The organism is Shewanella sp. SR1, from assembly GCF_020447145.1.
Taxonomy (GTDB): Bacteria; Pseudomonadota; Gammaproteobacteria; order Enterobacterales; family Shewanellaceae; genus Shewanella; species Shewanella baltica.
Genome location: NZ_JAJAEF010000014.1, coordinates 22798 through 36028 on the forward strand (window position 1 = coordinate 22798; position 13231 = coordinate 36028).

At 44.4% G+C, this 13231-nt stretch carries 12 protein-coding genes; 6 read left to right on the top strand and 6 right to left on the bottom strand.

The window, feature by feature from the left end:
* Positions 1 to 26 precede the first annotated feature (26 nt).
* The 4 genes from KV201_RS13905 to KV201_RS13920 are packed head-to-tail and all read left to right on the top strand — an operon-like array spanning position 27 to position 3149.
* Positions 27 to 572: a hypothetical protein gene (locus KV201_RS13905; RefSeq protein ID WP_226059667.1), complete on the top strand. Its 546-nt coding sequence runs from the start codon at positions 27 to 29 to the stop codon at positions 570 to 572.
* The gene (locus KV201_RS13910; protein ID WP_226059668.1) at positions 572 to 1549 is read left to right on the top strand and encodes a heme A synthase; all 978 of its coding nucleotides are present in this window, start codon (positions 572 to 574) and stop codon (positions 1547 to 1549) included. Before KV201_RS13905 ends, KV201_RS13910 begins: the two co-directional genes overlap by 1 nt.
* 14 nt (positions 1550 to 1563) lie before the next feature.
* A complete protein-coding gene (cyoE, locus tag KV201_RS13915; RefSeq protein ID WP_226059669.1) occupies positions 1564 to 2469 on the top strand; it encodes a heme o synthase in 906 nt (301 codons plus the stop codon).
* Between the two features lie 47 nt (positions 2470 to 2516).
* Positions 2517 to 3149, top strand: a complete 633-nt coding sequence (locus tag KV201_RS13920) for an SCO family protein (protein WP_006084621.1) — start codon at positions 2517 to 2519, stop codon at positions 3147 to 3149.
* Here KV201_RS13920 and KV201_RS13925 read toward each other — a convergent pair whose 3' ends face one another.
* Positions 3150 to 4196 (bottom strand): polysaccharide deacetylase family protein, encoded by a 1047-nt coding sequence (locus KV201_RS13925; protein WP_226059670.1) that lies wholly within the window; start codon positions 4194 to 4196, stop codon positions 3150 to 3152. It lies immediately after the preceding gene.
* 22 nt (positions 4197 to 4218) lie between these two features.
* On the opposite strand from KV201_RS13925, the gene KV201_RS13930 reads away from it, so the two are divergent.
* A complete protein-coding gene (locus KV201_RS13930; RefSeq protein WP_226059671.1) occupies positions 4219 to 5586 on the top strand; it encodes an MATE family efflux transporter in 1368 nt (455 codons plus the stop codon).
* Between the two features lie 80 nt (positions 5587 to 5666).
* On the top strand, positions 5667 to 7604 hold the full coding sequence (locus KV201_RS13935) for a S9 family peptidase (RefSeq protein WP_226059672.1): 1938 nt from the start codon (positions 5667 to 5669) through the stop codon (positions 7602 to 7604).
* A gap of 84 nt (positions 7605 to 7688) precedes the next feature.
* On the opposite strand, the gene nfuA is transcribed toward KV201_RS13935, so the two are convergent.
* From nfuA to KV201_RS13960, 5 genes are all read right to left on the bottom strand, one after another.
* On the bottom strand, positions 7689 to 8267 hold the full coding sequence (nfuA, locus tag KV201_RS13940; protein ID WP_006079591.1) for a Fe-S biogenesis protein NfuA: 579 nt from the start codon (positions 8265 to 8267) through the stop codon (positions 7689 to 7691).
* A 238-nt stretch (positions 8268 to 8505) separates the two neighbouring features.
* Positions 8506 to 10254, bottom strand: a complete 1749-nt coding sequence (gene urdA, locus KV201_RS13945; protein ID WP_226059673.1) for a urocanate reductase — start codon at positions 10252 to 10254, stop codon at positions 8506 to 8508.
* Between the two features lie 105 nt (positions 10255 to 10359).
* On the bottom strand, positions 10360 to 11124 hold the full coding sequence (locus tag KV201_RS13950; protein ID WP_226059674.1) for an outer membrane protein OmpK: 765 nt from the start codon (positions 11122 to 11124) through the stop codon (positions 10360 to 10362).
* A gap of 194 nt (positions 11125 to 11318) precedes the next feature.
* Entirely contained in the window at positions 11319 to 12566 is a 1248-nt protein-coding gene (locus tag KV201_RS13955; RefSeq protein ID WP_226059675.1) for a HAMP domain-containing sensor histidine kinase, read from the bottom strand.
* On the bottom strand, positions 12553 to 13230 hold the full coding sequence (locus KV201_RS13960; RefSeq protein ID WP_006084628.1) for a response regulator transcription factor: 678 nt from the start codon (positions 13228 to 13230) through the stop codon (positions 12553 to 12555). Before KV201_RS13960 ends, KV201_RS13955 begins: the two co-directional genes overlap by 14 nt.
* Position 13231: the final 1 nt, after the last annotated feature.

The window sequence follows — 13231 nt, forward strand, 5'->3', positions numbered from 1 at the left end:
GGATAATTTGAATGAGAGGAGCAAGCATGAACTCCCAGAATAAATCGAAACACAAGGCATTGGGCTTGTTGTTGCTGGCGTTTATCGCGCCCGTGGTGATAGCCAAGCTAGTGCTGAGCCTGAATTTATACCACGGCGGCGCCACTAATCATGGCGAGCTGATCAATCCTGAGACCAGTTATGCCAGCCTTGGGGTTGAAAATCCCAATCCCAAAGAATGGCAACTGCTGTATTTACTGCCCGCCCAATGCGACGATGCTTGCCGCGAACGCCTGTATATTTTACGTCAAAGCCACACTGCTTTAGGGCCAGATCAGGCACGAGTCGAACCGCTGATCCTCACCCATCCCGACAGCGATCTTAATGCTTTAAGTGCCTTTCACTTCAACACTCGTCCCGCCAATGCTGGCTTAAGCCATTGGCTAGATGAACAACAGCTGATCATAGTCGATCCCTTAGGCAGCTTAGTACTGCGCTATCCCCAAGTGCAGGGCAGAGAAGCCCATTTAGCTCAAGGCAAAGCCTTGGTTGCGGATCTGCGTAAGTTGTTAAAACTGTCGAGGGTAGATTGATGCAGCTAACTTGGGTCCTACGCTTAACCTTAGTCTTTACCTTGTTGGTGATCTTAATGGGCGCTTACACTCGCCTATCGGATGCGGGGCTTGGCTGTCCCGACTGGCCGGGTTGCTACGGCCATATCAAGGTGCCCACCCAAGACCATGAAATCGCCCATGCACAAACCATCTTCCCAGATCACGATATCCATCCTGAGAAAGCTTGGCTGGAGATGATCCACAGATATATCGCCGGCGGACTTGGCTTACTAGTATTGTTCATCTTAGTGCTGTGTTTGAAAACGCCGGAAGCACCGAAAAAATTGCCGCTCATCATAGTGCTATTGATCCTCTTTCAAGCGGCACTCGGCATGTGGACAGTGACGATGAAACTCATGCCCATAGTGGTGATGTCACATCTTATTGGTGGCTTCAGCCTGATTTCACTATTGTTACTCCTCTATCTGCGAACCCGACCGCGGCGGATCTTTAATAGCGAAACCCATGCCCGCAATCTGGCACCGCTGGCACTGGTGAGCTTATTCGTTCTTGTAGGTCAGATTATGCTGGGCGCTTGGACATCATCTAATTATGCGGCGCTCGCCTGCACCGCATTACCCATTTGCGAAGGCAACTGGGTGGATAACTTGGCAATAGCGGAGGCCTTTTCGCCATTCCAAGGCCAACACCACAGTTTCGAATTTGGAGTGCTCGATTACCCAGCTCGTATGACTATCCACATCGCCCACCGAATTGGCGCTATCGTTACCGCGAGTTTATTACTCGTGCTCGCCTATCGATTATTTGTTGGCGCTGCTGGGATGAGGGCCTTAAGCCTCTTATTGGTAGGGTTAGTGATCCTGCAAGTGAGCTTAGGTATTTCTAACGTAGTGATGCATTTACCACTCGGCATTGCCGTGTCTCACAACGGCGGGGCGGCATTACTGCTGCTGACCTTAGTCGCAATTAACTATTTTTTATGGCGCAAAACATAAGCGAGGGATCCAAGATGGCAAAACCACTCTCAATCACCAGTAGCCTACCCACTATCAGCGTGACATGGCGCGCCTATTTTGAAATGACCAAACCTAAAGTGGTCGCACTGATGCTGCTCACTGTCTTAGTCGGCATGTGTTTGGCCGTGCCCCATGCGGTGCCCGTTCAACCTTTACTCGCTGGTATGCTGGGCATTGCCATGATGGCGGGTTCGGCGGCGGCGTTGAATCATCTGATCGATCGCCGTATCGATGGCTTAATGGCACGCACCTACAATCGCCCACTACCCAAAGGGCGTATTTCGGCCACGCGCGCCTTAATTTTCGCTGCCAGCTTAGGTAGCCTTGGCTTTATCGTCTTATATTCCTTAGTTAATCCACTCACGGCTTGGCTCACCTTTGCTAGCTTGATTGGTTATGCCTTGGTTTATACGGCCTACTTGAAACGCGCGACATCACAAAATATTGTGATCGGCGGCCTTGCGGGAGCCATGCCACCCTTGCTGGGATGGACGGCAGTGACGAACGAATTTCACGGCCATGCGCTGTTGTTAGTGATCATCATCTTTACGTGGACGCCGCCACATTTTTGGGCTCTGGCCATTCACAGACGCGCCGAATATGCCAAAGTGGATATTCCCATGCTACCGGTTACCCACGGTGTCGAGTTTACTAAAACCTGTATTCTGCTTTACACAGTATTGCTGGCGATTGCTTGCCTATTACCTGTGCTGGTTGGCATGTGTGGGCCCGTGTATTTCGTCTGCTCTAGTTTACTCAGTAGCGTATTTATCTATAAAGCATGGCAACTTAAATATCGGGATCATGATGGTTTGGCGATGCAAGTGTTCCGCTTCTCTATCTACCATTTGATGTTGTTATTTATGGCATTACTGCTCGACCACTATTTGTGGAACTAGTGTATGCAACTCGTTTGTCGCGCTAACCTATCGTTATGGAGCCAATAATGCAGAAAAGAATTTTAGTCATCGCCATATTATTAATCGGCCTTGGCGGTCTATTTGCGGTGAAATTTAATCCCCCGAAACCTATCGAGCTAGAGAGTGGTTTTTTGTTTCCGCAGGCCTATGAATTAGCGCCCTTTGAATTGGTTGATCAACATCAGCAGGCTTTTACCAACGCCAGTTTGCAGGGGAAATGGAGCTTATTCTTTATCGGTTTTACCTTTTGCCCCGATGTTTGCCCGACGACCTTAAATAAACTCGCGGCGGCTTATCCCGATCTAAACAAAATTGCGCCATTGCAGGTGGTGTTTTTATCCGTCGACCCCAAACGGGACACACCGGATAAACTCCTGACTTATGTGAATTTTTTCAATCCAGAATTTAAAGCGGTCACGGGCGAGCAGACACAAATCTTCCCGCTCACCCGCAGCTTAGGACTGACCTATGCCATGGTCGGTGAAGGGGAAAACTACCAAGTCGACCATAGTGCGGGTTATGTGTTGGTGTCGCCGCAGGGAACGCGAGTCGCAGTGTTTAAACCTACGGCCGCATTAGGCAAACCGCCGCAGGTGTTAAATGATGAAATGATTAGCGATTTTAGAAAAATAGTGGCGCAATACAAACCTAGCCGTTGATCACTCTTTGACCCAAGAGCCATCGTCCTTTGGCCTCACCCAAGGCTGAGAAAACCAATAGTAGCCATTGCGCGTCTTACTCGGCGCAGTGCAGTTGTAACGCGAACGCCCCGCAGGTAAGGCTAAATCCGCTTGAACACTAAACTCGTTCTCACTCAACCAAGTCGGCTGTTTTGAACCTTGACCTTGGATATAACACATCACTTGCTTAGCCGAGATATCGCTCATATCGAGGGTGACTTTAAGCTCTGGGCGCCAATGGCCGCCCTTTAACTCAGGATCACTAGGACTCTGCGCAATCACAGGCATATTTAAACTGTATAGCTTGGCCTTAAGGCTTTTTAAATCAGCATATTGTCCTGCAACAGGGAAACGCGGCAGCGCCGTTAATGGCGAATATGGCCCGGCGGCTCCCGATTGTTGTCCCAAGGCGACAAAGCCGTTCTCGGTTAACATATTCTGCAAAGCTTGATTGTACTCACCGTAGGGATAAGCCAGCATTTTGAAATTATGCCCAGTGGCATCTGCAATCGCTTTTTCTGTATCTAAGATATTGGCTTTTATCCGTGCTAACCACTGTGCCTGTGATTCATTTTCTAAGGCGCGGATCAAATGTTCGTGCGCCCAACTGTGGTTAGCAATATCGGCGCCTTCCTTGGATAGCGTTATCAGCTCATCCCAAGTCATCATCTCGGTAAACTTTTGTTTAATCGGCTCAATTGCCACAAACAAGGTGTAGGGAAATCCAAATTCCTTTAGGATAGGATGCGCCGTAGTGGCTATGCTGCGATAACCATCGTCGAAGGTAATTACGACTGTTTTCGCAGGTAAATCTTGTTTTTGCTTTATCACTTCAACTACCTGAGAAAGCGGGATCACCTTAAAGCCATCATCGGCTAGAAACTGCATTTGCTCACGAAATTGAGCGGGCGTCACGCTTGTGGCCGCCGGAGTGGTTTCTGACACATGGTGATATTGCAGAATGACCACAGCATGGGCAGAAAACGTCATTAGCCCTATGAGTGCCAACAGCACACGTTTAACCATAATGTGAACACCTCTGAAATTAATGAATACTGCTAAATCAACTTGGCTCGACCTAATGCTTAACGGCGCGAAAAATCGTCAATTACTGGCGCTTGCCCTGCCGATGATACTCTCCAATATCACTATCCCACTTTTGGGCTTAGTCGATACGGCTGTCATAGGTCATCTGAGTGAAGCCTATTATTTAGGGGGAGTCGCTGTCGGGTCAACGATTATCACATTAATCATTTGGTTATTGGGATTTTTGCGTATGGCGACCACAGGTTTAGTCGCGCAGGCTTATGGTGCAAATGATCTTCACGCCCAGCATAAACTCTTAGTCCAAGGCGCTATGCTAGCTGTGTTATTGGGCGCTGGCGTTATCGCGCAGCAAGTCCCGATATTAAATTTAGCGCTAGGATTATCCGAAGCGAGTAGCGAAGTCGAGCGCTATTGCCGCGAGTATTTTCAGGTACGAATTTGGTCAACGCCCTTCGCCCTACTCAACTTAGTAATGCTTGGCTGGCTATTGGGACGTCAGCAACCTAAAGCCGCCATGTGGCAGCTGATATTAGCCAACCTTGCCAATATTATTCTCGATGTGGTGTTTGTCCTCGGCTTAGGCTGGGGCGTTAAGGGCGCCGCCCTCGCCTCAGTCTTTGCCGATATCACCGCTTTCTCAGTCGCACTCACTATGGTGTTACAGCAACTCAAGCGCGAAGCCGATTTTCACTTATCCCAGCTATTACCCCATGTCACCCTGACGGGGTACGGCAAATTACTGAGGCTCAACACAGATATTTTTATCCGCAGCCTCTGCCTGCAAGCGGCCTTTGCCTTTATGACTTTCCATGGTGCGGGTCTGGGTGATAATACCGTTGCCGCCAATGCCGTGTTACTGAATTTACTGCTGTTAATCTCCTATGCGCTCGATGGCATTGCCTATTATGCCGAGGCAGAAGTCGGCCGAGCCTATGGCCAAAAACAGGCGGAGCAATTACGGGAAGCAGTGATCTTAGCCTGGAGCTGGTCGGCCATTACTGCGTTAGGGTTCTGCGCTGTATTCAGTCTTTTTGGTAGCAATATTATCGCGTTATTGACCAGCATTAATGAGGTCAGAGCCACAGCACAGACCTATCTTATTTGGCTGATATTTTTACCTTTATGGTCTTTTAGCTCGTATTTATTCGACGGAGTCTACATAGGTGCCGCTAAAGGCAAAGTGATGCGCAATAGCATGATACTCGCCACCTTCGGTGCATTTTTCCCGACATGGTATTTGCTGCAGCAACTATTATTGCCTGAGCAAGGTAACCACGCCCTTTGGGCCGCCATGAGTGTCTTTATGATCGCCAGAAGCCTAACGCTTGCGGGGCACTATTATTTCAGCAAAGACTTTTTGAATAAATAAATCTGTAAAGACAGTAGTTTACAAATATCAAAATCACTATGATGTTGATTTTACAATTGTAACAAAGATGTGATTCTATAATGAAATGGATTTTACCGCTGCTTTTTCTGTGGCTATGCAACCATGCCGTTACCGACACCGCCCCACAATTACCCGTTGAAGCCTTTGCCAGCATCCCAGATGTGAGCTCTGTACAGCTCTCGCCTAACGGCAAAAAACTCGCATCGGTTGTACGCGTCGACCAAGCCAAACTCAAAGGTACTGTCGTTAGTATCCAAGATATAGAAACGGGCGAAAAAAGCATTCCGCTACACACGGATAATCAAAAATTTGTCATCCTGTCTCTGCAGTGGGCAAACGATAATATCTTACTGATCAGTGCTAAGTTTCCGGCTAACCGTTACGGTACACCGACAACCGAAACCCGCCTTGTTAAGTATGATTTGACCACTAAAAAAACTTCGAGTGTTCTTCCGCGAAGTGTCTTAGATCGTCTCAATTGGATCCCGCAACATCAGGGGCAAATTATCGATCTGATGGCAGATGATCCCGACAATATTTTACTGTCATTAGACGGAATGGGCGAAAACGTAGGCGAAGATAGTGTACTGAAAGTCAATTTAGCGCAGGGTAAATCCAGTTACACCCAAAATGCTAAAAAGAAGATCATCAGTTGGATTACTGACAGGCAACACAAGGTCCGAATTTCGATCTATAACGATGATACTGAGTACCGCATTTATGAACAGGCCGAGCAAAAGAGAGATTCACGTTTACTTTGGACCTTTAAAGCCTTTTCAGAAGACAGTATTTGGCCATTAGGTTTTGATGCTGACCCCAATATTCTTTACGTTCGCGCCTATCACCAAGGTTTCGAAGCCATATTTAAAGTCAATCTGACCGATCCTAAGCTCACAAAAGAATTGGTCTACGCCAATGAAAATACTGACGTTGAAGGTAATTTACTCTATTCGAAACTGAAGAAAAAAGTCATTGGTATCAGTGAAGGTGACGGCGAAGAATACACCTTTTGGGAAAAAGAATATGTGGGCCTACAAAATGGCCTAAAAGCCGTGTTACCCAATGCACACAACTATATTACTCAATTCAGTGCCGATGAACGCCGCTACATAGTGTATTCCACAAGCTCGACCGAGCCCGGCACTTACTATTTTGGCGATAGAGACGAAAAAACGCTTTATCCAATCGCTAACCGATACGGCAGACTCAAGAGTGAACTCCTCGCCGATACCCAATATTTAACTTATGAGGCAAGGGATAAGCTCAAAATCGATGCTTACCTAACCGTGCCAAAAGGGCTTGAAGCCAAGCAACTGCCGACGATTATTTTCCCCCATGGCGGCCCCATCAGTTACGACAGCAACGACTTCGACTACTGGGCACAGTTCTTCGCAAATCGTGGTTATGCGGTATTTCGGATGAACTTCAGGGGCTCGGCAGGTTACGGCTATGAGTTTATGAAAGCTGGCCTAAAAAGCTGGGGACTCGAAATGCAAAATGACGTCGAAGACGGAACTCGCTACCTAATAGATCAAGGGATTAGCGATCCTAAACGTATTTGTATTGTCGGAGCTAGCTATGGTGGTTACGCGGCCTTAATGGGTGCAGCCATGACTCCCGATCTCTACCGCTGCGCCGTGAGTGTAGCGGGTGTCACAGATGTGGCCTATCTAGTGAAATCGAGCCGAAGATTTACTAACTACAAAGTGGTTAAAGAGCAAATAGGGGATGACTTTGATGCGCTCTATGACCGCTCGCCGATCAGTAAAGCCGATAAAATTAACATCCCAGTATTACTGCTACATGGCGATAAGGACAGAGTGGTTAAGGTTCAACATAGCCGAGAAATGTATGACGAACTCAAATCACTGAAAAAACCAGTGGAGTATATTGAGCTGGAAAATGGCGATCATTACCTGAGCAATAACGACAACAGACTCGCGACGTTTAAAGCCTTAGATAAGTTCTTAGCTGATAACCTCAACCCTAAGTTATAACTGAACAGCAGCACTTTAAGCGAATGCAAAATATAAAAAACGCGACTCAGAGGTCGCGTTTTTTATTCAACTCAACAAACAAGATTAAGCGTAAGAATGCTCACCATGTTGGTGATCTGTCACGTCACGTACGCCAGTCAACTCACCTGGGAACATGTCTAACAGTTGTTTCTCGATACCATCCTTCAGGGTGATATCAACTTGAGAACAACCGTTACAACCACCGCCGAACTGCAGTACAGCTACGCCTTCTTTAGTGATTTCAACCAGCATGATATTACCACCATGGCCGGCTAACTGAGGGTTGATCTCAGATTGGATCACGTATTCGATACGCTCGACTAAAGGTGCATCGCCAGACACTTTACGCATTTTTGCGTTAGGTGCTTTGAGCGTGAGTTGTGAACCTAATTGGTCAGTCACAAAATCGATAGTGGCATCTTCAAGGAAAGGTGCACTCTTCTCATCGACCATAGCATTGAAGCCAGTGAACTCGATTTCAATATCATCACTTTCTACTGCATCCGGTGGACAATAAGACACACCACACTCGGCTTGCGAGGTTCCTGGACTGATCACAAATACGCGAATATGAGTGCCTTCAGGTTGATCTGCTAACAACTTAACAAAATGGGCTTGAGCCGCATCGGAAATGGTAATCATGAAAACCTGCTCCGTCAGGGGATACCTGAGTGTTTTAGTAAGAATTAGCCGTATGATACTCCGACTCACCTTTGCTTTGTAGTCCCTTGGGTAGCAAGTTTGTGGATTTTTGCCATAGCGATCACGATTTACTCATCATAAATAAGACTATAAACACCGTATTATGCACGAATAAACAAGTATTCTTTGCAAAAAAAGCGACCCAATTGGGTCGCTTAAGCTAGACATAAAACACAACTTATTTAGCCGCTTCTTGTCCTGCTAGACGACCAAAAACAATAATATCAGTGTAGGCATTGCCACCAAGACGATTAGTACCATGTGTTAATCCTGTCACTTCACCTGCGGCAAATAAGCCGGGAATAGCATTTCCTTGCTCATCCAATACACGAGTATGAGTATCAACCACGAGTCCACCCATTGTATGGTGCACAGAAGGTGTAGCCTTTAAAATCCAATAAGGTCCTTTACTTAAATCAACCAATCCTGAGCGATGATTAAAAGCCTCATCCTTACCAATAGCAGCATAATGATTAACATCTTTGATAGTCGATGCTAGTTTTTCCACTGGAATATCGAAAACCTTCGCCGCTTCTTCCAATGTATCAACTTTATGCATCAGACCATCTTTAGTGAACTCTTTTAGCTCTCCTTGGTGCATAGCAACGGTATGGGCAACATCTTCAATAGCTTGGTTCCATAACACATAAGTATAACGGCCAGGTTGGGCTAAAATGGCTTGTGAGATAACATCGCGGCGCTCTAATTCCTCAACAAAGCGCTCGCCCTTCTGGTTGATTAACACTGCACCAAAGAAGCGAGAGTCTGCAATCAAGGCGATAGCACCAGAGGTTGGGCTACAAATAGGATATGACTGGATATATCCCATATTTTTAGCTGCTGCATGTATTTTTTCTGCCATCACAATACCGTCACCAGTACCACCTGAATGACCAGTGCTACCATAACGTTCATCTAACTCTGGGTTGTATTTTTTGCGCATTTTCATGTTAGATGAGAATCCACCCGTAGCAATCACAACACCGCGTTTAGCATGGTATGTAATCGTTTTTCCATTATAAGTCGCTTCTACACCAACAATTCGACCCGTTTGATCTTGGATTAACTTTTCAGCCTTAGTATTAGTATGGATCGGTAAGCCCACTTCTTCAGCTTTAATAGAAAACTTACTAATCACCTCAGCGCCAGTGTGACCTTTAGGGATTAAGGCCCGTTTAACGCTATGTCCACCAAACTGAAATAACTGATCGGGATAAAATTCTACTTTGACGTAATCCCTTAACCACTCTGCAGCCCCTACAGCATTATCGACCATGGTCTTAACCATTTCAGGATCACCTTTAAAATCGCCACCTTTTAACGTATCGCTAATAAACAGGTCTTTGCTATCAGTCACACCCATATTTTTCTGTACCCAACTACCAGCAACATTCATCTCAGCACCCGAGATCAATGAGTTACCACCAATAATTGGCATTTTTTCAATAATAACGGCAGTTCGGCCTGCGGCCATTGCTTCTAAGCCTGCACTAAAGCCTGCACCACCAGAGCCAATGACCACGACATCATAGGTATATTCTGCAGGAGTTAATGCTTCACTTTTTTTAGCTGAAGCGACAGCAACTAGTGTTACCCCTGCGGCTTCAATACTCTTGCCCACGGCTTCTTTTAGCGCTTTAGACGTCACTGTTGCACCAGTGATACCATCAACCTCGATAGAGTTGTTATCAATAATTGCCTGTTTCACATCTTTAAATACGGCACCTGCAAGGACTTTATTTTCCTTTTGCTTAAGTACATCAATCGCAACAATATGCCCGTCTTTGAATGTTGTTTCGACCTGCACTTCGCCATGCTTACCTTGAGCAGTACCTTGGCTTTTTATTATTTGATGCGTAACTTGGCAGCCAGCAATAATAGCTATCGCAGTTACAGTAAGACCTATCATGGATTTTTTATAATGCATTATTGCTTCCCTTATCAACTTTTATAAAGAGATTGAATATTTGAAATGATCACTAATAGAGATGAGGCCGTATATTTGAAAAATATCAGACCCTCAGATTAATAGTTAAAATTGATAACCAATCGATATACCATACTCAAGCCCATCGTTATATTGCGAACCCCAACTATCATAATGAGTTAGATGCAACTTAGAATATATTGAATCTGTTAGTTTTGTTTGTATAGTTGTTATGATTTGGTGGCCATAACTGTTGTATGAAAAAAGCTCTTGATGTACTTCATCCCTATCGATTTGAGCCTCATAATTTAAGCTTAAACTGTGGTTAAAACCCAAAAAGTCAAATGGATACTTTGCATTCAGTACGACAGCGTAGCCTGATAAATCGTTAAATTTCGCTGATGTAGGTGAAAAATTTCCAAATGTATAGTTCAAACCAACACCATAATTTAATGATAAATCTTTAAATTTAGCATTATGGGTAAGACCAAAATAAAGATTATCCTCAACTAAAGTTTCACTCGCTGATACAAAGTTTTGCGTCCAAAAATTAAACTGAGACTCTCCTAGTCTATTTTCTATTATCATTAACGACTTAATTGTAGTTTTGCCATCTATGTTTTTTTGATTCTCAGCAAGTTCGGCAGGATTTTCTAACTTAACATTAGCAAAATAGGATCCCCAATCTGCAATTCCCAGATGATTTAACTTAACAAAAGGTTGATTAAAAACGCCTGAGTTATCATTTTTCGTGTCGTTTGTGTAGAATTTATAACCTAAATCTACGCTAGTCTTATTCACATCAGCATATACTGAACCACTGACAAAAATCGCGCCAAACAAAGCTGTTATAACACTCTTGTTACACATAAAACCTCTCACATATCCATATATTATTTGAGACAATGTTCTTTTAAAAAAAGAATACTATCCATGCCTGATAAACTTTATTGGATTAATTTACTATAGCTAACATGAAGGCTATGTGATCTAGACCCAAAGGCGCTGTTAGATTTAAAAAGTGTGTGGTTAAATGTAGTAAACATCGATGAAATATATTTAAGTCATTTAGTTATAATTAATTTTGCTATAAACATGCCATTTTTTGATGATGTTGTAAAAAACCAATCGAGTTGATCTGCCAGCCGTTTAACCAACAGTAATCCTAAACCGAATCCATTATGACCGTTACTATTGTAGGAATTAATAATTTCAACACAATGACCTTCTTGAGTAATATTAATATCGACTCCACCATGTTCAATACTATTCCTTAATAAATTACTTATTATTATTTTTAAAGGCTGGAGCTGAACTAGCAAACAAGTATCATCAGCTAATAACTGTATTTTTTGCTCATGACCATGTACTTGTTGCTGCTCCTCGATAATACTGAGAAGTAAAGGTGACAGAGCTACGCTTTCTTTTTCTAGGGTGGAACACTCTTTATTTGTTAACCATAGCAGTGTTTCAATAAGAGACTTCATTTGTCCAGTCGCTTGAGATGCATACAAAGTCGCTCCAGTGAGTTCACCTTGTTGTAAAGCGAGGATTTCGAATGAAGACTGGCATATTGCAACAGGCGTACGTAATTCATGGCTAGCAAATCGCAGAAAATTTAGCTCCCGCTGCTGAGCCTCTTGAAGTTGTAAAATTGAGTTATCTAAAGCATCAACAATAGCCTTTAATTCAGCATATTCTTGTTTCGGTAAGCTAAGTTTCCCTCCTCCCTCCCAATCATGCTGCTTAATCGCATGGCTAATTTGATGGACAGGTGTAATCACTTTACTTTGCATATAAAACGCAAGGCTTGCGCTTGCACAGAAGGTTATCAATACGAGAAGCAAGATTGCAGTCATGTTTTTAGGTGCAAATTGCAAGTCATGGGTAACGCTGTACTGCAGCCAAACATAGAGTGGCTGGCCACTCTGTGTGTAGTACACACTTAAAGCATCAACAAAGGGACCTTCTGCATGCTCATACAGAATTGTATTCGCATCAGTTAAGACTTCATCATTACTTAATTGTCGAATCAGCGGAGGGATATCTGACCAATTAAGATAGACGGTTAAGTTATCAGTTTTTAGAATCGGCTGATTAAGTAATTGTTTTTGCGGTTGAGCATGTTCCGCCATGGTCAGTAATGACTCAGCAGCTTGCCCTGCATTATGTATGGTGACCTCATGCATAGAAATCATACCTGCACACATCATGCACAGTGGTATAAAGCTATTAATACCTAATGTTATTAATAGAAAAATAACACCCCATACTTGGTAGCTCCGCTTGAGGCTAAGCTTAGGAGCTTGCATTGATGTCATCCCTAAGGCTTAGACCGACTCCACGAATCGTATGCAATATTTGTCGTTCAAAGGGTCGATCTATCACCCTTCGTAACAGATGAATATGGCTGCGTAAACTATCACTATCAGGTGCACTATTGGGCCAAATCGTTCGCTCAATCTCTTCTCTACTCACAGTTTCTGGGCTACGCCGAGCTAATAAAACAAGGATCTGCCAGCCTGTTTTAGGTAAAGCAAGAAGCTGTCCTTGGCGATATACCCTATGGTTTCCAAAATCAATTTCTAGCTCACCAATGACTAGCCTTTGAGGCGCCGGACGACGCTGAGCAACCACCTTCAATCGCGCGACGAGCTCCTCCATTGCAAATGGTTTTACTAAATAATCATCCGCGCCAACAGCAAACCCATTCAAGCGCTCATTCAGACTGCTACGTGCGGTTAACATTATTATGGGCGAAGTAATGCACTGTGCTTTCCAGCGTTCACATGCTTCAATCCCATCACCATCTGGCAAATTTAGGTCGAGAATAATAGCATCAAATTGCTGCTGGCTAATGAGCATATCAGCCTGAGCTAGGTTGAAAGCGTAATCGCACTCTATGCCACTCAATTCAAGATATTGAATGATGTTGTTAGAGAGAAGTCGATTATCTTCAACCAGTAATATCAACATA

Bases quoted from the DNA above. Each gene is read 5' to 3' on its own strand.
- nfuA (WP_006079591.1), bottom strand. From the start codon at position 8,267: ATGATTACCATTTCCGATGCGGCTCAAGCCCATTTTGTTAAGTTGTTA.
- KV201_RS13955 (WP_226059675.1), bottom strand. From the start codon at position 12,566: ATGCAAGCTCCTAAGCTTAGCCTCAAGCGGAGCTACCAAGTATGGGGT.
- urdA (WP_226059673.1), bottom strand. From the start codon at position 10,254: ATGCATTATAAAAAATCCATGATAGGTCTTACTGTAACTGCGATAGCT.
- KV201_RS13950 (WP_226059674.1), bottom strand. From the start codon at position 11,124: ATGTGTAACAAGAGTGTTATAACAGCTTTGTTTGGCGCGATTTTTGTC.
- KV201_RS13925 (WP_226059670.1), bottom strand. From the start codon at position 4,196: ATGGTTAAACGTGTGCTGTTGGCACTCATAGGGCTAATGACGTTTTCT.
- KV201_RS13910 (WP_226059668.1), top strand. From the start codon at position 572: ATGCAGCTAACTTGGGTCCTACGCTTAACCTTAGTCTTTACCTTGTTG.
- KV201_RS13960 (WP_006084628.1), bottom strand. From the start codon at position 13,230: ATGTTGATATTACTGGTTGAAGATAATCGACTTCTCTCTAACAACATC.
- KV201_RS13930 (WP_226059671.1), top strand. From the start codon at position 4,219: ATGAATACTGCTAAATCAACTTGGCTCGACCTAATGCTTAACGGCGCG.
- cyoE (WP_226059669.1), top strand. From the start codon at position 1,564: ATGGCAAAACCACTCTCAATCACCAGTAGCCTACCCACTATCAGCGTG.
- KV201_RS13905 (WP_226059667.1), top strand. From the start codon at position 27: ATGAACTCCCAGAATAAATCGAAACACAAGGCATTGGGCTTGTTGTTG.
- KV201_RS13920 (WP_006084621.1), top strand. From the start codon at position 2,517: ATGCAGAAAAGAATTTTAGTCATCGCCATATTATTAATCGGCCTTGGC.
- KV201_RS13935 (WP_226059672.1), top strand. From the start codon at position 5,667: ATGAAATGGATTTTACCGCTGCTTTTTCTGTGGCTATGCAACCATGCC.